The organism is Mycobacterium sp. ST-F2 (genome assembly GCF_001905655.1).
Taxonomy (GTDB): domain Bacteria; phylum Actinomycetota; class Actinomycetes; order Mycobacteriales; family Mycobacteriaceae; genus Mycobacterium.
This window is the reverse complement of sequence record NZ_JMHT01000064.1, coordinates 1-19,066: the sequence shown is the minus strand read 5'-3', so window position 1 is coordinate 19,066 and position 19,066 is coordinate 1. Positions and strand designations below refer to the sequence as shown.

Annotated in this window: 16 protein-coding genes and 1 pseudogene; 6 read left to right on the top strand and 11 right to left on the bottom strand. The window is 65.0% G+C overall.

What is annotated here, in order from left to right; all coding sequences use genetic code 11:
* Positions 1-417 (top strand): annotated as a pseudogene (locus EB75_RS29410) (glycosyltransferase); the annotation flags it as partial.
* Positions 418-725: 308 nt separating this feature from the next.
* Here the strand turns inward: EB75_RS29410 and EB75_RS21970 are convergent.
* Genes EB75_RS21970 through EB75_RS21955 form a run of 4 tightly spaced genes read right to left on the bottom strand, consistent with a single transcriptional unit; the run spans position 726 to position 4,763 of the window.
* Positions 726-1,163, bottom strand: a complete 438-nt coding sequence (locus EB75_RS21970; RefSeq protein WP_083612496.1) for a holo-ACP synthase — start codon at positions 1,161-1,163, stop codon at positions 726-728.
* Entirely contained in the window at positions 1,160-3,535 is a 2,376-nt protein-coding gene (locus EB75_RS21965) for a glycoside hydrolase family 2 protein (protein WP_073697381.1), read from the bottom strand. Before EB75_RS21965 ends, EB75_RS21970 begins: the two co-directional genes overlap by 4 nt.
* A 4-nt stretch (positions 3,536-3,539) precedes the next feature.
* Positions 3,540-4,520, bottom strand: coding sequence for a DUF1839 family protein (locus EB75_RS21960; protein ID WP_286150284.1), 981 nt, complete (start codon positions 4,518-4,520; stop codon positions 3,540-3,542).
* A gap of 6 nt (positions 4,521-4,526) precedes the next feature.
* A complete protein-coding gene (locus tag EB75_RS21955) occupies positions 4,527-4,763 on the bottom strand; it encodes an acyl carrier protein (protein WP_073697380.1) in 237 nt (78 codons plus the stop codon).
* A 107-nt stretch (positions 4,764-4,870) separates the two neighbouring features.
* Here EB75_RS21955 and EB75_RS21950 point away from each other — a divergent pair, with 107 nt between their 5' ends.
* The 3 genes from EB75_RS21950 to EB75_RS21940 are packed head-to-tail and all read left to right on the top strand — an operon-like array spanning position 4,871 to position 8,326.
* Positions 4,871-6,046, top strand: coding sequence for an acyl-CoA dehydrogenase family protein (locus EB75_RS21950; RefSeq protein ID WP_083612495.1), 1,176 nt, complete (start codon positions 4,871-4,873; stop codon positions 6,044-6,046).
* 2 nt (positions 6,047-6,048) lie between these two features.
* A complete protein-coding gene (locus EB75_RS21945) occupies positions 6,049-6,981 on the top strand; it encodes an amino acid--[acyl-carrier-protein] ligase (RefSeq protein WP_073697379.1) in 933 nt (310 codons plus the stop codon).
* 37 nt (positions 6,982-7,018) lie between these two features.
* Entirely contained in the window at positions 7,019-8,326 is a 1,308-nt protein-coding gene (locus EB75_RS21940; protein ID WP_168176096.1) for an ABC1 kinase family protein, read from the top strand.
* A gap of 113 nt (positions 8,327-8,439) precedes the next feature.
* Here EB75_RS21940 and EB75_RS21935 read toward each other — a convergent pair whose 3' ends face one another.
* The gene (locus EB75_RS21935; RefSeq protein ID WP_083612497.1) at positions 8,440-9,882 is read right to left on the bottom strand and encodes a sugar transferase; all 1,443 of its coding nucleotides are present in this window, start codon (positions 9,880-9,882) and stop codon (positions 8,440-8,442) included.
* A gap of 730 nt (positions 9,883-10,612) precedes the next feature.
* On the opposite strand from EB75_RS21935, the gene EB75_RS21930 reads away from it, so the two are divergent.
* Complete coding sequence (locus tag EB75_RS21930) at positions 10,613-12,235, top strand: GMC family oxidoreductase (protein ID WP_073697385.1); 1,623 nt, start codon at positions 10,613-10,615, stop codon at positions 12,233-12,235.
* A gap of 157 nt (positions 12,236-12,392) precedes the next feature.
* Here EB75_RS21930 and EB75_RS21925 read toward each other — a convergent pair whose 3' ends face one another.
* The 5 genes from EB75_RS21925 to EB75_RS21905 form a co-directional block, all read right to left on the bottom strand.
* Positions 12,393-14,609 carry an alkaline phosphatase family protein gene (locus EB75_RS21925; protein WP_083612494.1) on the bottom strand — a complete coding sequence of 739 codons (2,217 nt, stop codon included), beginning with the start codon at positions 14,607-14,609 and terminating at the stop codon, positions 12,393-12,395.
* 201 nt (positions 14,610-14,810) lie between these two features.
* Complete coding sequence (locus tag EB75_RS21920; RefSeq protein WP_353651658.1) at positions 14,811-15,089, bottom strand: hypothetical protein; 279 nt, start codon at positions 15,087-15,089, stop codon at positions 14,811-14,813.
* Positions 15,090-15,230: 141 nt separating this feature from the next.
* Complete coding sequence (locus tag EB75_RS21915) at positions 15,231-15,575, bottom strand: hypothetical protein (protein WP_073697377.1); 345 nt, start codon at positions 15,573-15,575, stop codon at positions 15,231-15,233.
* A gap of 77 nt (positions 15,576-15,652) precedes the next feature.
* Positions 15,653-16,150: a TspO/MBR family protein gene (locus EB75_RS21910; protein WP_073697383.1), complete on the bottom strand. Its 498-nt coding sequence runs from the start codon at positions 16,148-16,150 to the stop codon at positions 15,653-15,655.
* A gap of 27 nt (positions 16,151-16,177) precedes the next feature.
* Positions 16,178-17,527 carry a cryptochrome/photolyase family protein gene (locus tag EB75_RS21905; RefSeq protein ID WP_073697376.1) on the bottom strand — a complete coding sequence of 450 codons (1,350 nt, stop codon included), beginning with the start codon at positions 17,525-17,527 and terminating at the stop codon, positions 16,178-16,180.
* 82 nt (positions 17,528-17,609) lie between these two features.
* Between EB75_RS21905 and EB75_RS21900 the strand changes: the two genes are divergently transcribed.
* Entirely contained in the window at positions 17,610-18,377 is a 768-nt protein-coding gene (locus tag EB75_RS21900) for a DUF2127 domain-containing protein (RefSeq protein ID WP_073697375.1), read from the top strand.
* A gap of 1 nt (position 18,378) precedes the next feature.
* On the opposite strand, the gene EB75_RS21895 is transcribed toward EB75_RS21900, so the two are convergent.
* On the bottom strand, positions 18,379-19,056 hold the full coding sequence (locus EB75_RS21895; protein WP_286150285.1) for an AMP-binding enzyme: 678 nt from the start codon (positions 19,054-19,056) through the stop codon (positions 18,379-18,381).
* Positions 19,057-19,066: the final 10 nt, after the last annotated feature.

The following is a 19,066-nucleotide window of genomic DNA, read 5'->3' as shown; positions in this document are numbered from 1 at the left end:
TTCCTACGCCGCCTCGCCGAGGCTCATCCACAGGTTCTGATCATTGCTCCACCGTTCGACGAGACGATCGGTGCTGGGTCCCCAGGTTTGTGCGGCTCGGGTGAAGAATCCGACTTGCTATTGCGAATGTTGGCCGCAGGGCATTCGATCATGTACCGCCCCGACATCAAAGTGGGTCAGGACGATGATCGCGATGAAATCACTGAAGAATTCGTGGACAAGATGTTCAGATACGGCGTCGGCAACGGGAACCTCTGGCGCAGACATCGACTGTCGCGGCCGCAGCTCGCGTACCATTCGGCGCGAAAATTGGTTGGCAGTTCGTTACGTGCAGTGCACGGTGACCGTATTGTTGCGCGAGCAGATATCGCATATCTGAAAGGGCAACTCCGCGGTCTGCGTGGCCGGCTCGAATAGCAGCTTCCCGTCGTTGGCGCTCTGACTGGACCCGACATCGTCGGGTTCCGACCTTCGAGTGCGCGGTGTTGCGGGTCGCTTCATTCCAGTTGACGTCGACAATCACGTGATCGCGGCCGGTATTCGGTAGGGCCCGGCAGGCGGGGAAATCGAACCGGGGATCGGACAGGTTCCCCACCTGTTGGTGCATATCTATTTGCTGCGAACCGCCGTTATTGGCGCAATATTGCTGTATGGTCCTCCGCTGGCCCGTGGGTAGACCGTTGCTGCAGGACGCGCGGCATCCGAACCTTGGCCTGGTCTACGGGTCAATCAATTGGTCGTCGTACCGGCGTCGCCACGGGTTGCCCGCACACCACTGCCACCACGGCCGCCGCGTGACAGTCCGCATGTGTCATCGAGACGGAAATTTGCTGCCAGTCCTGTTCAGAGGCCAGTGCGGCTGCTCTGCCAGAGAGGCGCAGGGTCGGCACCCCTCGGACGGTCGCCACTTCAATCTCCAGTGGGACGAACGGTGCATCCGGCCGCGAGAATGCCTTGATCGCAGCTTCTTTTGCGGCAAACCGTGCAGCGAGGCGCGGCAGCCGATTCTGGCTGCCGCACTCGTCGAGCTCATGTGCCGTGTAGATCTTGTGCAGGAAACGGGAGCCGAAGCTGGATAGCGAGTGCTCGATCTCGCTGAGCGTTACGACGTCGCAGCCGATCCTGACGTGGTGGTCCGGAATCTGAAGCCGGGGTGGGATCACGATCGGTTGCCTAGTGGAACTCGGCCTGTGAGATCGATTGACCCGACTGTTCCGGTTGGGTGGTCTACGTCGCCGTTGGGCACCATGGTGACCGCGTACAGTACCTTCCCGGCCAGGTGGAAATAGTTGTCCGACATTGTCCAACCGGGAGCGTCGATCTCGACATAGCGCAGCGCAACGGAGGAAGTCAGCTCCAAGACCCATTGGTCGTCGGTTTGCTTCGTCACGATGGCAGTAACAGTCGAAGGCGGTTGGTTCGGACGTGGATTGAGGACCAGCACGTCGCGTACGGTCGTGCCGTCATCGAAAGTCACCTCCACGTGCACCGCGTCCGCTGTCGGCGTTCCAAATCGGAAGGCGTGCGACAGGTCGCGGAAGTGACCGGATACGTCTGAATCGGCCCAGGTGACCGACGTGGCCGACGGCACCACGACGGGACGTACGGCCTCGACGGCCACGCCGCTGGAGTTGGTTGCGAGGAGGGTCGATTCACCCCTCAACGACACTCCCGTGTCATTGTGGATGTCGATCCGCACCCCAGCGAGGCCATCGTCCGCAAGTATGACGGATACCGGCGCCCAGGTTCGAGCAAGCACCTCCAGAGCCGGCTTGGTGCCGCCCTCGGAGTCCAACAAGCCCCATCCGGCGCCTGGTGCCAGATCCCGGCCCGATAGCACGAGGGCACCCCCGCAGTTGGAGTCGGCGCGCCGCCAGAAAGCGAAGCACTCGCGCATCGCAGTCGCGATCGCCAGCCGGCCCAGCTGCAGATAGCGTTCGGGGTCGACGCGCCGCACCAGCAGTGGCTCCTCGCCGAACACTGCGCGGGCATAGAAGTCACGGATGTCTTCGAAGTCCCAGGACGATCCGCGGTCGCGCGGTACCCCCATCTTCCATTCCGGATGGTGTCCCGCGACGGCAGCCGAGCCAAAATGCTGGTCGACATAGCCGGAACTCGGAGGGTTGGCGAAAGCCAAGCACTCCGCCGCGAACCGGACGCCTGCCCTTTGGACATCGGAAATCGGGCGTAGGTAGCCACCGACGCCGAACCAGTGCGCAACACCGGTATCCGGGCGGATTGCCAGATCGGTGCTGCCCGGCGGAGGTGACGGTGAGGCGCGGACATAGTGCGCGTCCGAATACTCTGCGACGGCTTCTGGCAGCAGCGTCTCGAGTACATCCATTTCCGAGTCGTGTGAGCTGAGCCCAAGCATCTCCGGCTGCTGCAATGTCTCGCTACCGCCGCTGACGACCATCAGCGCCGGATTGCCGGACACCCGTTGCAGCACGGTGGCCAGCTCGCGCGCGATCAACTCACCCTGCTCGGCCGGCGGATCGAAGGTCGCCAGCATGGCGTCCTGCCAGACCATCAGCCCTTCCTGGGCGCAGGCTTGCCAGAACTCGTCCTGCTCGTATGCCAGTCCGCCCACGACTCGCACCATGTTCGCCCCCGCGGCGGCCAAAGTCCTTGCCTGGTCTCGGATTTGGGTGGCATCGGCATACATCCGGACAGGGTCCGGTGGGGACCACGTCGCACCCCGGCAGAAGATGGGCGTCCCATTGACGCTGATCCGGAAGCCTTCGGTGGATACCTCGACGGTCCGGAAGCCGAGTTGTCGGACAGCAACCTCCACGCCGTCGGCCTCCACCGTGGCCTGGTACAAGTGCTGCCGGCCGTAGCCGTTGGGCCACCACTGCAGCGGCTCATCGATCGTGGCAGCGAATCGATACCTGCCGTCGGCGGCCGGCGCGGTGCTGTCGTCGGCAACCACGCCACCGGTGGGGTCCCGTAGTACCACTCGGATCGAACCCGCGCCGGTGCGCCCGCTGACGGTGACACTGTTGTCCTCGACGCGTGCGACGACCTCGGTGTGCAGCCGCGCCGGAACAACCGTGATTGGGCGCCAGATGCCCACGGGGGCAGGAAGATTCCCGTAGACGGGGGCTCGCCCGATCAATGAGGTCCGCGCCCAGCGCAGTCCCGGTGTGCCCACCAGCGTCGAGCGCCAGCGGCCGCGCGGCCGTCGGGCCTTCAGCCAGTGGTTCATCGCGCCGAAATGGATGACGAACTCGTGCTCGCCGGCCGAGCAATCGATACCGGTGGGCAGGAACATCGACGGGCAGTCTGCGACCGGTGTCCCGTTGCGAAAGATGCGTGCCGGAAACGACAACCCCTGGAACTCGACCCTGGCGCGCTCGGTGAGCGTGAGGGTGCTGCGGCACCACCAGTCGAAATCATCGGGATTCTCCGCCGACACGGTCGCTACCGTCGACGGGGCATCGAAAACCACTGCTGTAGGCCACTTTTCGGCCAGTTGATCAGGATGAGCGACAGTGCCGGGGGCGCACTGCAGCACCTGCCAGCGGTCCAGCATCGACTTAACCTACCGCGTCGGTGATGGCAGTGAAGGCGCTGTCCCACTCGGCGGCCATCGCCTGCAGGATCGGGGCCACGTCCACCGTGCGGCCGCCTGCGACTCGGGCCATCTTGAACTGGACCGACTTTGCCTTCGCGGCCACGCCGCGCAATGGCAGGGCGGCGGCTGCCGCGCCCGGGAACTCGCGGTCCAGATGCTCGGCCAGGTCGGCGAGCAACTCGGCTGAAGCGCCACACTGGCGCAACGAGGCGAATGCCCAGAGATGGAAGCGTTCGACGCCGGCGGTCGGCAGCCAGCCCAATGCCTGATCGACGCAGACCGCCAGCCGGTCGATCGGGTTGCCGTGCGGTCGGCGCCCCAATTGTTCACGCACAATGTCGGCCAGCGCATGGGGCTGAGCTCGTTCGGGGAAGTACCGGATGACTTCGATGTAGGGCGGTAGCGTGAGCGCCGACTCTGCTGTCAATCCGAAGACGCCGTCGAAGTCGGGGCCGCTCAATTGGTAGAGCCCGGCATTGTGCAGGTACCGCAATGCACGTGCCCCGTGGTCGACCTCGACCGGGGTGATCGTCGTCTTGACGTGCTCGGTGCGATAGGCGGTTCCCGTCGTGTCGGGCAGCCACCAGCTGTCGACTTCAACGGTGTGCAGCACCCCGCGCGGTGGTCCGGTCTCGACCAGTTCTAGCACCGGCAACCAGGAGTTCTCCTCGTCGACCTCGAGGCCGTACAGCCGTCGTAGATCGGCCTGCTGTTGTTTGCCGAACGTCCAAGCCATGCCATCGTGGTCGACCGTCAACAACGCGGCAAACGCTGGAACAGGGTCCAGCTCAAGGCAATTCAGCAGTTCGATCCACAGATCGAGATAGCAGTTGGTCTGGGTCCAGATGCGGTCCGGACTGTGGGTGAAATGGTGTTGATAGTCATTCGGATCGGCGTTGATCCGCAACGGAACTGCCGTCGACGGCACAGCGGCATGGGTCACGATCGGCTACTGCGCCAGGCTGGAGACGACTGCTTCGATGTTCTTGACCGTGGCGAACGTCGACTTCTTCAACGACTCGTCCGGGAACTCGATGTCGAATTCGTCTTCGAGTGCCAGCATGACGTTGACCGATGCGTGTGAGGTCAGCCCGAGTTCGTAGAGGTCGGCATCCTCGGCCACCTCGGTGGGATCGACTCCCATTTTGCCGTGTGTCGCCAGTATCCGTGTGATCGTCTCCCGCATGGCGCTACTATACAGAACGATTCTCATATTGACGTTCGCTCAGTTTGATCTAGCGAAGTCATTAGAACATCACGATTGTTCTATCGGGCAATCCGAAGGGGCCACCGATGACCGACTTTGACGGCATGACGACGCTGAGCGCGCGCGCCATCCCGGGGCTGGCTGATGCCGTGCGGGCCGCGGCTGCGGCCGCGGACGACGTCGACCGCAAAGCACGGTTTCCGGTTGAGGCCGTCGATGCGCTCAAGCAGGCCAAACTGTTGTCGTGCGGGCTGCCATCCGCGCTCGGTGGCAGGAATTACCGCGTGTCAGAGCTCGCCGCGATCGCTCGTGCGCTGGGGGCGGCGTGCAGCTCGGCCGCCATGGTCTTCGCGATGCATCAGACACAGGCGCTCGTGTTGGCGAAGTACGCGAGCTCCGGTCCAGCTGCCGATCTGGCAAATGCAATTTCAGCAAATGAGGCACTTGTTGCGTCGGCTACGACGGAGAACACCACGGGAGGCGACAGCGGCTCGTCTACGTGCGCGGTGGAAATCGACGGCGACATGGTCCGGCTGCAGAAGAACGCGCCGGTCATCTCGTACGCCGAGTACGCCGACTACATCGGCATCACGGCCCGTCGTAGTCCGCAGGCCGCCGCGAATGACCAGGTGCTGCTGCTGTGTCCGTCGGCCGACATCACGCTGGAGCGCGTGAGCACGTGGGACACCATGGGATTTCGTGGCACCTGCAGCCCCGGCTATCTGCTGTCGGCGCGGACGTCGTCGGCGAACCTGTTGTCGGCCGACTACGCCAGCATTCTCGCCACGACAATGCTGCCTGCCTCGCACACGATGTGGGCGGCGGCATGGCTGGGTATCGCCGATGCCGCCTACGCGAAGGCACGCGCCACGGTTCGGCAGGCAGCGCGCAAGGCACCCGACAAGACAGTGCCGCAGGCGACGTTGCTGGCGGACCTGACGGTCGTCCACCAGCGGTTCGAATCGATGGTCCTGCATGAGGTTCGGCGATATCAGGCCCTGGTCGAGTCGGGCGCAGCGGAAGCGACCATCAGCTTCACCGTCGCGATGAACAACCTCAAGATCGCGGCGTCGACGGCCGTCATCGAAGTCGTCACCGAATCACTGAAGATCGTCGGGCTCAACGGGTATCGCGAGGATCACGCCTTGACCATGGGGCGTCTCCTGCGGGATGCCTTCGGGCCGCAATTGATGGTTTCGAACGAGCGAATTCGTCTGAACAACGCCAACCTTGTCTTGGCCTACCGGGGGACTGTGAAGTGACAATGACCGATGAACACCTTGCGTTGGCCCGCAAGGAATTTCGCGATTCACTGATTGACGGCGGACTGCTGGTCCCGCTGGGGATCGACGGGCTGTACGGGCGCGGTGGCGACTTCGAGAAGATCATCGAGGGCATCGACGCCGTGGTTCGCCGCAAAGGTGCAGACGTGCACGGCGACGGCGCGAAGGTGCTGCGGTTCCCGCCCGTCTATCCGCGGGAGTCATTCGAGAAGACCGACTACATCGCGTCCTTCCCGAATCTGACCGGGGCCATCTCGACGTTCACCGGCGGCAATGCCGAGCATCGGGCGTTGCTGGCAGACCGGGACGCCGGTCTGCCGTGGGACGGACATCTGAATTCGGCCGGGACCATGTTGGTTTCAGCGGCCTGCCACCCCTCTTACGGTACGTTGCCGAAGGTCCTGCCGGACGGCGGCGCACTCATGGACATCTACGGCTACTGCTTCCGGCACGAGCCGGCCATCGACCCCGCACGTATGCAGGCCTTCCGGATGCATGAGTACGTCGTGGTCGGTTCGCCCGATCAGGCTCAGGCGCATCGGGATTCGTGGGTGGGGCACGGAATGGAGGTGCTGACGTCGCTCGGCCTGGACGCGCGGCCAGCGCCGGCCAACGATCCGTTTTTCGGTCGGGTGGGCCGGATGCTGGCGGCAAACCAGCGCGACGACGAACTGAAGACCGAACTGCTGGTGCGACTCTACGGCGACCTGGACGAGGGCACGGCGGTCGTGTCGGCCAACTGCCACCGCGATCACTTCGGTGTGACGTTCGGCTTGTGCACCGCTGATGGCGCGGTGGCGCACAGTGCCTGCGTGGGCTTCGGCATGGAACGCATTGCTCTCGCACTGTTGAAAACTCATGGACTGCAGACTGATTCGTGGCCGATTGCGGTCCGCCAGCTGCTGGCCTGGTAAGTCCGGCGGATCAGACGGACCGGTGGAGGCAACGGCCATGAACGAGAACCGCCCCGTGGCGGGCGTGGAGGAGCGCGCCGCGCAGCGGTACGCCGAGCTCTACGGTCAGTCGAAGGGTGTCCTCATGCTGGCCGTGGATCTGTTCTTCGTCGTCGATGCCGGGCAGATCGGTGACGACCACCTGTCGCTGTTCCAGCAAGCGTATGAGCAGATGCACGCGGCGGTCCCGATGATGGATCCGGAGCTGGTGGCCCACGTCCTGCAGATGGATCTGGGCCGGCCGGTGGCCGACCTGTTCGCCGAGTTCGACGAGGCACCCATCGCTCGAGGTTCCATCGGCCAGGTGCATCGGGCGGTGCTGCCTGACGGCCGCGCGGTGGCGGTGAAAATCCAGTACCCCGGTGTCGCAGAGGTGATTCGGGCAGATCTGTCCAATCCTGAACTGGTCGTGTCGATATGGCGCTATCTACAGGCAGCGGCACGGATGAAGACGCCGAATCCGCGCGAGATGGCCAGCGAGGTCGCGGCGCGGATCGCCGAGCAGATCGACTATCGCCATGAGGCTGCCAACATCACCGAGTTCAGCCGGCTGTTCTCCGGCCACCCGTATCTGCGCATCCCCGAGGTCATCGACGGCTGGTGCGGGGACCGGGTTCTGACCATGACCTACCTCGACGGGCTCGATTGGGAACAGGCCCGCGACGCCGACCAAGGGCTGCGGGACGCGTGGGCCGAGGCGATCTACCGATTCTTCTGCGGTTCCTACCGGCACGGGTCGTTGTTCCACGCCGACCCGCATCCCGACAACTTGCGCTTCGGCTCAGACGGTTCGATCGGGATCGTCGACTTCGGTTGTGTCCAGACCCTTTCCGAGTTTCGGCGGCGTCATTTTGCCGCCTTGCCGCGGGCCGCGATGTCGGGCACAAAACAGGACATCGCGCGCGCGATGATCGAAGCGGGATTCGTCTGGCACAACCCCGTCGTCACACCGGACGATCTGCACCGCTGGTGGCAACCGCTGTTGTCGCCGCTGGTGAATCCGCAACCCGTGCGGTTCGGTGGCCCGGATTTCCTCGACCTGGCCCGGATGATGTTGCTGATGCAGGACCATCCCCAATTGGGCGATATGTACATACCGTCAGAGCACATGTTTGCCGCTCGGCTGAGCGTCTCGTTCATGTCGACGCTGGTGGCATTGGGGGCGCAGTTGCACGCTCGCGGCTGCATCGACGACATGGATGGTGTCGCCGAACCGGTCACGGAGATGGGCAGGCAGCACATTGCCTGGGTCCATCGGCGCGGGCTGCCGTTCGGACTTGACGATCACACTGCTCACCTGCGCTGAGCAGGTCTCGCCGTCCGAAATCCGTTACCCGTGCCACATGCCTGAGCCCCGAGCGGCACTGGTCGGGGTCATGCCGTTCGGGGCCCAGGACGGGTGGGGGCGTCAGCCCGGGTTCAGTAGGCGCCGTCCCCGGTGAGCACAGTGCGGATGGTCTTGAGGATGATCAGGATGTCCTGCGACAGTGACCAGTTCTCGACGTAGGTGAGGTCGAGGCGGATGGCGTCTTCGGCCTCGAGGTCCGAGCGGCCGCTGATCTGCCAGAGGCCCGTGAGGCCGGGCTTGACGGCAAGCCGGTGGCTGACCAGGTCGTCGTAAGTGTCGACCTCACGGCGGACCTGTGGTCGCGGACCGACGACGCTCATGTCGCCGGTGAGAACGTCGAAGAACTGGGGGAGTTCGTCGATGCTGAACTTGCGAATGACCTTGCCCACCTTGGTGACTCGCGGATCGTCCTTCATCTTGAAGAACAGCGCATTGCCGCCGTTGGCTTCGATCAACTCGGCCTGACGGGCGTCGGCGTCGACGAACATGCTGCGGAACTTGGTCATCCGGAAAGGCTTACCGTCGATCCCGATGCGTTCGGACTTGTAGAAGATGGGGCCGGCGCTGGTCAGTTTCACCGCGAGGGCCGTGACGATCATGACCGGTGCGACGGCGGCCAGGGCAGCGACGGCGAACAGCAGGTCGAAGGTCCGCTTGATCAGTGAATTGGCCCGGCTGTATTGGGGTTTGGCGATTTCGAAGACTGCCATGCCGGCGACCGGACGGCTGGTGAGGCGCTGGTTGGTGATGTCGATGAGGCCGGGAGCGACCATCATGTCGACACCTTGTTCCTCCAGTTCCCACATCAGCCGGCGGATGTCGGTCGGGCGCAGGTGATGCGTGGCGGCCAGAGCGACGGTGTCCACGCCGGTGCGAGCGACGGCGTCGAGGATGGCTTCATCCGTGCCGACGATGGGGATGTTGCGCCCCGCGACAGTGAGGACCTCTTTGGGGTGGGTCGGGCCGAGCGGTGTGCAGATGCCGGCGATGTGGTAGCCGGCCCACGGATCCTTCGCGAACTCGGCGGCGATGTCGCGGGCGGCGCTGGTGGCACCGACGATCAGAAGCCGGTTCTGGTTGAGACCGCGTTCGCGCTGTCTGCTGGTGTGGCGGCGCCACATGATGCGGGTGGCGATCAAACCGATCAGGCCGGCGGGCAACGCGATGGCGAGGTAGCCACGGGAGAGGTCGACGTGGAAGAGCGTGTCGGCGATGGCGACGAGGCCGAAGAGCTGCAGGGTGGCGGCGATCAGCGTGATGTATTCATCGGTGCCACGGCCCACGACTTTGGGGGACCGGCTGCCCAGCGACAGGAAGCCCATCCACAGGGTGGCCAGGGTGACCGACACCGTGAGGTAGTGGATGTGGGCGTCGGCGTCCAGAGATACATAGACGGGGTGTTCGGCGGAAGTACCGAATCGGATGGTTTGGCCCAAAATTACCGAGCAGCAAATTACCAGCGCATCGCTGATAACGAGCTTCCGGGCAAGTTTTGCGTGACGCAGCTCACGCATCGACCGCCCGCGGTGGCCGTTGGCTGCGGTAGCTGGCAGTCCGAGCGGTAGGTCGGTGTCGCCGCCGATTTGTGTGCCGGAAGCGGCCAAATCGCTGGTGACGGTGTGCTTTATGCTCGTCGGTGTCGCCATGGTTAAGGCTCGGCTCTCTGCTCGGCTGGGTCCGTGCGGTTGCTGTGGGCCCGGCGCTCCGGGCGGCTTGGCCTGCGGTTTGGTGCTTGGTCCGGCTCGCTCCAGAACCCGTCTGCTTGTCGCAAAAATGTTTACGAAGCGAATTTCAGCAAATTTACACCGGGAGTCTGGTTCAAGCAAGCGCAGCGGTGTACTCAGTGGCTGTTTGTGTGTGTCACAAGTGCGCGGTTGGCGCCCGCGAAGTACGCCGCGGGGCTGCTTGACCTGCGCAGATCATCTCGCCGATTGCCAGGAGGGTCTCGAAATATATTGCCGGGCATGGCGCGAGGGTGTGGTGTCTCGAGTTCGACACTGCTCTCCGCGGCAACTGATTTCTGTCAACGCGCTGCCGATGTGCCCAACCGGCTAGTGTGATCGACCCAACTGTGCCAAACTTGGCAAATCATTAAAGGATCGCCAGCATCGGTGATTGAGCACGGTTAGTTGAGTAAAAATAGTCGTATGCTGCATGTTCTGCACTTGCGTGCGTCATAGCAGCAAATATTGACGGAGGTTGAGCGGTTGCCGGTGAGGCCATCTCGACGCTGTGGAGGTCGTCTTGGCTGAGTTCGACTACATCGTGCTCGGCGCGGGTTCTGCGGGCTGTGTGCTGGCAAACAGGCTCTCCGCTGATCCCCGGAATCGGGTTCTGCTGGTCGAGGCGGGTGGCTACGCGCGCAGCCCGTATCTGCAAGTGCCGAAACTCGGAAGCCGGTTGTTCGACGATCCCCGCTACGTCTGGCACCAGCAGACGATCCCGTTCGGGCCCGAGAGTGCTGTCGAATTCTGGCCTCGCGGCAAAGTGCTCGGTGGCTCGAGCGCCATCAACGGCATGGTCTACAACCGGGGCCAGCGGGCCGATTTCGACGAGTTGGAGCGGCTCGGAAATCGCGGCTGGGGCTGGGATCACATCCTGGCCGCGTACCGCAGCTTCGAGAACAACACGATCGGCCGGCCGGATACTCGTGGATCCGGCGGTGAACTGGCCATCAGTGTGGTGTCGGACCCGGACCCGATCGCCCTGACCGTGGCCTCGGCCGGCACCCGCCTCGGCCTGCGGTACCTCGACGACCTCAACGAATCGGACGAGCCCCGCATCGGACTTGCGCCGGCCACCATCCATCACGGCAGACGCGTCAGCGCCGCCACCGCATTCTTGAATCCGGTGGCGGCACGCCCCAATCTGCGGGTTGTCACCGGTGCCACCGCGGAGCGATTGGTGCTCGACCGGGGCCGGGCCACCGGAGTGGTCGTCCGGATCGGTTCGTCCATGTCGTTACTCGAGGCGGGTCGTGAGGTGGTGCTGTGCCTCGGTGCGCTCGGTTCGCCGAAGCTCTTGCAGCTCTCCGGGATCGGGCCGCGTGACGTGCTGACGTCTGCAGGTCTACGGGTCTATCTGGACCGCGAGAATGTGGGCAGGCGGATGCGGGACCATCGCACTCTGGTCAACACCTACCGCCTGAACAGGGATGTCGGCCACAACCGCCGACTGTCGAGCGCGTCCGCGAAAATCGGGACCGCCATCAAGTACGCGGCCACGGGCCGCGGACCACTGGCTGCGCCGACCGGGGACGTCCTGGCGCTCTTCAAGACCGAACCCGGGCGGCCGCGCGTCGACGGTCAGATGCTCGTCACCGCGTTGACGTTGTCGAGTCACGGGGGACGCGTCGAGCGCCTTCCAGGGCTCTCCTGCATGGGTGAGATTCTGCGGCCGACGTCTGAGGGCAGCGTGTGGATCAACTCGCCCGATCCCGACGCGCCACTGATGATCGACCCCAACTACCTGGCCACCAGGCATGACCGGGACGCCGCCGTCCGGGTGCTGCGCACCATGCGCAAGGTGTTCGAGCAGTCTCCGATCGCGGCGCTGATCGAGGCCGAGTTGAGTCCCGGCGACGGCGCCCGATCCGACGACGAACTACTGCTGTCCGCCATGACAAAGGGACAGAGCGGGTTCCATGCGATCGGTACGTGCGGCATGGGGCCACACGACGACGACGTGGTGGATGACCAGCTGAGAGTGCGCGGCATCGATGGACTACGCATCGCCGATCTGTCGATCTTGCCGATCATGGTCTCCGGCAACACCAACGCGCCCGCCATGGCGCTGGCCGCCCGTGCGGCCGATCTGATCAACGCCGGCCGTGACGCGGCGTCGGTGGCTCCCGGTCGTGCGATATGAGATCGATTCGGTAGCAAACCGCTGCTGAGTCGACTAGTCCTTGCGCCGAGCTGGCGCCATCGATGAATCGACTGGTAGCACCGGTGGCTACCGCCGCCGCCGGCCTGTGCCGCTCGAAGCGGACGAGGCGGCAGGAAGTGCGATAGGGCGCCCGGAGCTACGGCATGATCGGCGGCGTCCCCCAGAAGCCGTTGAGCGGTGTGGCAAAGGCGTCGTTCTGCGTCAGGGGCTTCAACGTCAGCGCATCCTCGATGGTGCGCAGCAGGCTGTAGTGATTGGCGTAGCTGTGGTCGGTGAACTGGCCTGAACGCATGCCGCCGTCGACAGCTGCGGGTGACGGAATCACCACGGTGACAACGCGATTGCCCTCATTGCCGAAGCCGAGTGACAGATTGTCCGAGTCTTCGTCGAACGTGATGAAGATCGCGCTCTTCTGCGAGGGGTCGTTCCAGACGTCCGAATTCACGATGGTGGGGATGGTCTGCTGCAGGAACTGATCGCTGGCCTTGACGTTGTATTGGCGGTTGGTGAGCAATCCGCCGATGTAATGGAGAATGCCGCCAGGGAAGTCGATCGGGCCCTCGCCGTTGTTGGCCTCATTGGCAGCGAACCAGACAAAGTTCGGTGTGCTGGCCGATGAGCCCAGATCCTTCGCCATCTGGGTGAGTGGATGCAGGTGCGCGGTGGCGCGAGCCTGGTCGTTGTAGATGTCGCTGTACGCCAGGAATGGCAACTGGTCAGGCGCGTAGTTGCTTGTCGACACGTAGGGCCCGGCATCGGACATGCCCTGCGCGTACCCCGCCCACGTCTTGCCGGCCTCTTCGATTCTGTCGGCCAGGTTGGTGGCATCGATGCAGTTTGTCGCGCAGTTGTAGTTGAGGCCGAAGTCTGAGCCCCCGAGGATCGGGTAGTAGTTGGGGTCGCTCGGGTGGGTGAGTCCGTGATAGTTGTCCGCGACGCCGTAGGCGTTGATCAGGCTGTTGAGGTACGGCGCGTTTGGGCTGCCGACGACGTCGCCGTATCCCTTGTTCTCCAGGTAGACCATGAAGACGTGGTCGAGCGCGCCGACTTTCGACTTGGGTGCGTCCGGCGGCGGCGGTGCGGGTAGTGCGTCGCCCACCGTGAACGACAGGTTGTCGGCGAACGCGTTGTTGTAGCCGCCGGTGAACGGGTTCGAATCCTTGAGCGTGACGACCACCTGTGCCGTGCGGGTGCCGGCGGGAATGGTCCCTTCGGTACTGCGCTCGAGCAGTCCGGTCTGGAACCAGCGCTCAAGGGGGCCGACGGGTGCCAATTTTCCGACGCCGAGTTGCGCTCCGCCGGCATCGCGGAACGTGATCTTCACCGATGCCGCCGAGGGGTCGATCAGCGTGCCGCCGAGGAACCCGCTCAGCTTGTACGGCGTCGTGCCCCCGTCGATCGTCAATGCCGCGCCACTGAGATCGACCGTCTGGGTCAGGGTCGAGGTCGCGACGTTGCCGCCGCCGAAGAACTGTTTGTCGGTGGGAGTGGACGGATCGCTGGGGAAGTTGAAGATCGGCGGCAGTGTCGGGCCAGGCATCGGAAGTCCCAACGGGATGCGGCGGACGGTGCCGTATTTGATGACAGTCGGTGTGCCGGTGACCGTCCAGCCCGGGATGGAAACGGTGCTGCCACCGGACAGTGAAGGGTCGCCGAATTCCGCGCCGGGGTTGGTCAGCAGGTTGGGACTGGTGACGTTCCAGGCGGAAACCACATGGGGTGGAAGGAGATTCGTCTCGATTTGCCGACGTACCCACGCGAGCACCGTCCACAGCGCCGGCGAATTCGCGGGTACGTTGGACGGCAGCGTCGAGACCAGAGGCCGTATCGCAATGCTGATGAGTTGCTTTGCCGCAGTGACGATTTGGCTGATTGTGGTAGGTGCGGTCGGGGCGTAGGCAGTGGGCGTGACGACCGCGGCCAGACGTGCCGGCGTCGCAGTACGGGACGCCGATGAACTGTTCGGCACGGGCGCTGTGGCGGCGGCGGACACCGCTGGGGCATGGTCGAGCGTGGCGGCGGTGGGTTGCGGATGGCCTGTTCTCGTTGTGGCGCCGGTGGATTCGCCGACCGCGGGTGTCGGGGCTGGTGCTTCCTTGCCGAGGGTGCCTCGGTGGAGGTTCGCGTTGCGGTGGCGATTGTCGGTGTCGTTGCTCTTGCCGGACTGTTTGGGTTTGTGTGCGTGTGTGGGCGCCGGCCCACTGGGACCCGCCGCATCCGTGGCATGTGAGGTGTCCGACGCTGTCGGCGACGGTTCGGCGTAGGCGGTCCCTTGCCCCACCGCGATGGATACGCCGACCCCGAGAAATACCGCCAGAGCCCCGACCCGACCGATGTACCGTGAGCAACCCATGGTGGTTCCCTCCGCCCGTCCGCTGTTGACCCGCCTGCGGTAACGGTAGGAAGAATTGACGCCGGAGTTAGCATTTCCGCCTGTGATGAAGCTGGGAGTCTTCGTAAAATTTCCGGAGATTTTGTTGATGACGGCCCACGACGATCCGAAATGCGGGCCGCCACCCCGTCAGCTGACAGGGTGGCGGCCGCGTATTCGGATTCAGAGGCGAATGAACGCGCTGCCCTGCATGTCCCACACGCCCCAGGCGCCCAGGTCAGGGTTCCAGACCACCTGCATACCGGTGGCCCAGTCGGGCAGCGGTGGTGCCGGTGGAGTGCCCATCGGCGGCAGCACCGGGACCACGACCCACGCCGGCGTCGCGGTGAACGGGATGCGGTCCTGAGGCACCGGTCCGCCATGTCCGGGAGGCGGCAGGTACCCGCGCCCCGGCGGGAGCGGATCGCCCGGCGTCCCGGCATTCACGCCAGGTCCCGTCATGCCGGGAACGGGCGGTGGCGGCGGCATCGGGTGTGCGGGTCGGCCTGGACGAGGCCTGCTCCGACACCGAGTCCGGCCAGACCGAGCATGCTGGTTGCGACTGCACGCGCTGCGGTCTTCTTCAAGGTGCAATGCGGAGAGTTACGGATCGAGTCGGCGGCACCGCGCCGCCGGGTGCCCGTGGCCGGACAGGTCCGGCCACGGCGGTCGGCGCAGGAGTGTCAGGCAGCCGATTGTCGCGGTGATCAGGCCCGTCAGGACACCGATCAACGCGATCCGGTCTGCGTCCACCGCAGGCACCCAACTGGTCCCTCCGTCACGGATCACGAAGACTCCGAGTGGTTTTGCCGTTGTGCTGGTGCCGCTGTGGTTGACCTTGGCGACGGGAATCACGGTCGATCCGTCGGGCGTGTGGTACGGCTCGGCGAATACCCGCCCAGCGGCGTCGTCGGCGAACTGGTCGAGAAAAGCTTCCGGATTCGGCAACCTGGCCTCCGCGTGGTCGGGCGTGGATGGTCGCCAGCGTAGGGCGCCGGACCCGCTCTCGGCCAGACCTTCGCCGACTACGGCCGGACGGCGCGGCTGTTCAGTTGCCGGATATGTCCGCACAACACGGTGGCGAAGGCGCACCAGAGCGGATAGAGCGCAAGCGGCGCAGCCCGTCCACCGGTGGCGTTGACAGCACGCCGCGTCATGTCGGCACTGCTCACCGTGAGCGCAGCGCTGACGACGGTCGCGGTGCCGAGGCGACGGCGGTTGAAGAACAACCAGGACCACGCGGCGTTCAGCGCGAGGTTCAGTGCCAGGGCGTTCCGGTACGCGCGACGCTCGATGTCGCGGCCGGTGGCGCCCAATTCGTCGATGGCGGCCGCCGACACGACGGCGATGTCGGCGTAGAGCGCGGGCCAGACGACCGGGAACACCTCACGGGGCGGTTGATATGCCGGTTTTCGCAGCGCCGCATACCAATTGGATCGAACTGCGGGTGCTGTTGCCATGCCGCCGAGCGCCGCGGTGGCGGCAGTCGCAAAGCCGGTGATCAGCAAGGTGGTGATGCGCATGGAATCCTTCCCCCGGTCCATGCGATGCTACCCGGCGCCGAGTGCGTGAAACCGCCGGAGAGCTTCGGCGCGCTCCTCGCCGTGGTCGACGATCGGTTGCGGGTAGCCGGCCGGGCGGGAGCCTTTTGCGAGGTGGACATCGGAGACGTCGCACAACTCGGGAACCCAGCGGCGGATGTAGGTGCCGGTGGGGTCGAACTTCTGTCCCTGGGCTGTCGGATTGAACACCCGAAAGTACGGCGCGGCATCGGTGCCGCTGCCGGCACACCATTGCCAGCCGTGCTGGTTGTTCGCGATGTCGGCATCGACCAGTTGCGCCATGAACCAGCGAGCTCCCCACTGCCATGGCAGGTGGAGGTCTTTGACCAGAAACGACGCGGTGATCATGCGTACCCGGTTCGGCATGAAGCCGGTCTGGCTCAATTGCCGCATGCCGGCGTCGATGAACGGGAAACCGGTCTGCCCTGCCTTCCAGGCGTCGAAGAGCCGCTCCGCAGCGTCGTCGGTATCGGTTTCGATGGCGTCGAAATCACGATTCCAGTTGTGCCAGGCGCTGTGCGGCCAGTGGTGCAGCACCGCGGCGTAGAAGTCGCGAAAAGCCAACTGGCGCAGGTACGCAACGTGGCTGTTCTGGCTCAGGTCGAGGCCGGCGACCACGGTTCGCGGGTGGATCGTGCCGAACTTCAGGTGCACCGACAGATGACTGGTCCCATCGACGGCGGGCAGGTCGCGGTGATCGGCGTAGTCGTCCAGGCCCGTATCGACGAATCGGCGCCAGCAGCGTAGGGCCGCGTCCGCGCCGCCGGCGACGCCGAGCGGCGCGGCGGCGTCCGGGATGTCGGCCGGCTGGGCTGCCGTCGTGGTCAAGCCGCCCGGAGAGATCCACTGTGCCGAGTGCGGACCAGTTCGGGCCGGTTGCCGCCAGCCGTGGTCCCGCCAGCGCCGAAAGAACGGGGTGAAGACCCGGTAGGGAGTGTCGTCGTCCTTGGTGACCCGACCGGGCGAGACCAGATACGGCGAGCCCGTCGCGACCAACGGCACGCCGTTCAGCGCGTCCTGGACCCGCTCGTCACGGCGCCGACCGAACGGCGTGAAGTCTGCCGAGACATGAACCGCATTCGCACCGATCTCTTTGGCGATCAACGGAATTCGGTCTTCGGGCCGTCCGCGGGTGACCAGCAGCCGGCCATCCAGTTCGGCATCCAGATGCCTCAGGCAGTCGCCCAGGAACTGCAGGCGGCGGGCACTCGACGACGCTTCGAGCCGCGGATCGAGCACGAAGCATGCGAGCACGTCCCGGTCCTGGTCGACGGCGGCCGCCAGGGCCGGCAGGTCACTCAGCCGCAGATCGCGGCGGAACCACAGTAGAGACGGCACAGGTCCATCTTCGTACGGCCGGCGGAGCTGTGGTGGCCGGGATTCGCGTACCCCGCTCAGGTGGTGTCGATACGGTACGCACATGGTGGATTTCGCCCTGCGCTCCTGTGGACTCCGCGGCCACGCAACATTCGCCCCGGATGAACCGGAGCTGGCTGCCCGCCTGCATGTGCAGACGCCGGTCGGCGAGGCCTGGCGATGCCTGCGGTGCGAGACGTTTGTCGTCGGCCCGCCGCGGGGGAAGGGGCCTGCGGAATCGGCGCCGGAAGTACCCCGTGGCCGCCTGCTGCGCGACCGCGTGTTGATGCGGGTTTTGGCGGTCGAGCGGGTTTTCCGATTCCTGCTACTGGCCGCCGTGTCCTACGGCGTGTTCCGGGTGCGGGCGGCGCGGGTGCACCTCAAGGACATGTTCGAGCAGGACCTGCCGTTGCTGCGGCCGCTGGCGGACCAGATCGGCTGGAACCTGGACAGCTCCAAGATCATTCGGCGCATCAGTGACGCGTTCACGATGTCGAGCGACACGCTGCTGTTGATCGCGATCGGTATTGCTGTGTATGCGTTGATCGAATTGGTGGAGGCCGTCGGGCTGTGGGGGATGTGGCGCTGGGGCGAGTATTTCGCGGTGGTGGCCACCAGCTTCTTTCTGCCGCTGGAGATCTACGAGTTGACCGAGAAGGTCACCGCGCTGCGGTTGGCGATGTTCCTGGTGAACGTCGTCGCGGTGCTGTGGTTGTTGTGGAGCAAGCGGTTGTTCGGCCTCAACGGCGGCGGTGCGGCGTACCGGCAGGAGCACGAGACGGAGAGCCTGATGAGCGTCGAGCGAGCCGGTCTGGCAACGGCGACGCCCTGATCTATGGGGTGAAGCGCTCCCGGAGCTGTTCGCGCAGAGCCTGTTTCGCGATCTTGCCGTTGGTGGTGACCGGCAGCACGTCGACGAAGACGACGTGGCGGGGACGTTTGAACGCCGCCAACCGTGCCCGTACATGCGCGATGAGCGTGTCGGCGTCTGGTTGTGCCGCGGCCGTCGGCACCACGACAGCGCAGATCGCCTCGCCCCAGTACGGATCGGGAACTCCGACGACCGCAACGTGATCCACGTCAGGATGGGACGACAGCACGTCCTCGACCTCCCGAGAGGACACGTTCTCACCACCGGTGATGATGATGTCCTTCAACCGGTCCGACACCACGAGTCGGCCGTTGCTGTCGAGGTATCCGATGTCGCCGGTGTGCAGCCAGCCGTCGTCGGTCGTGGGTCTGTCGGGCCAATACCGCACCGCGACCTGCTCTCCGCGCACCAGGATTTCGCCGTTCGGCGCGATCCGGATCTGCACCTCGGCGTGGGGACGGCCGGCTGTGCCGAGCACCGCGGTGTCGCCGGCCGCACCGGCGCGGTGGTCGTCGGGGCCGAGAAACGTGACGTTGCCGCCGGTTTCGGTCATTCCGTAACCCTGGTGGAATCCGACGTCGAGGCGACTCAGGGCCCGCCGCAACAGATCGGCGGGGGGGGGCGGTGAGCCGGACCCGATGTGCCTTAAC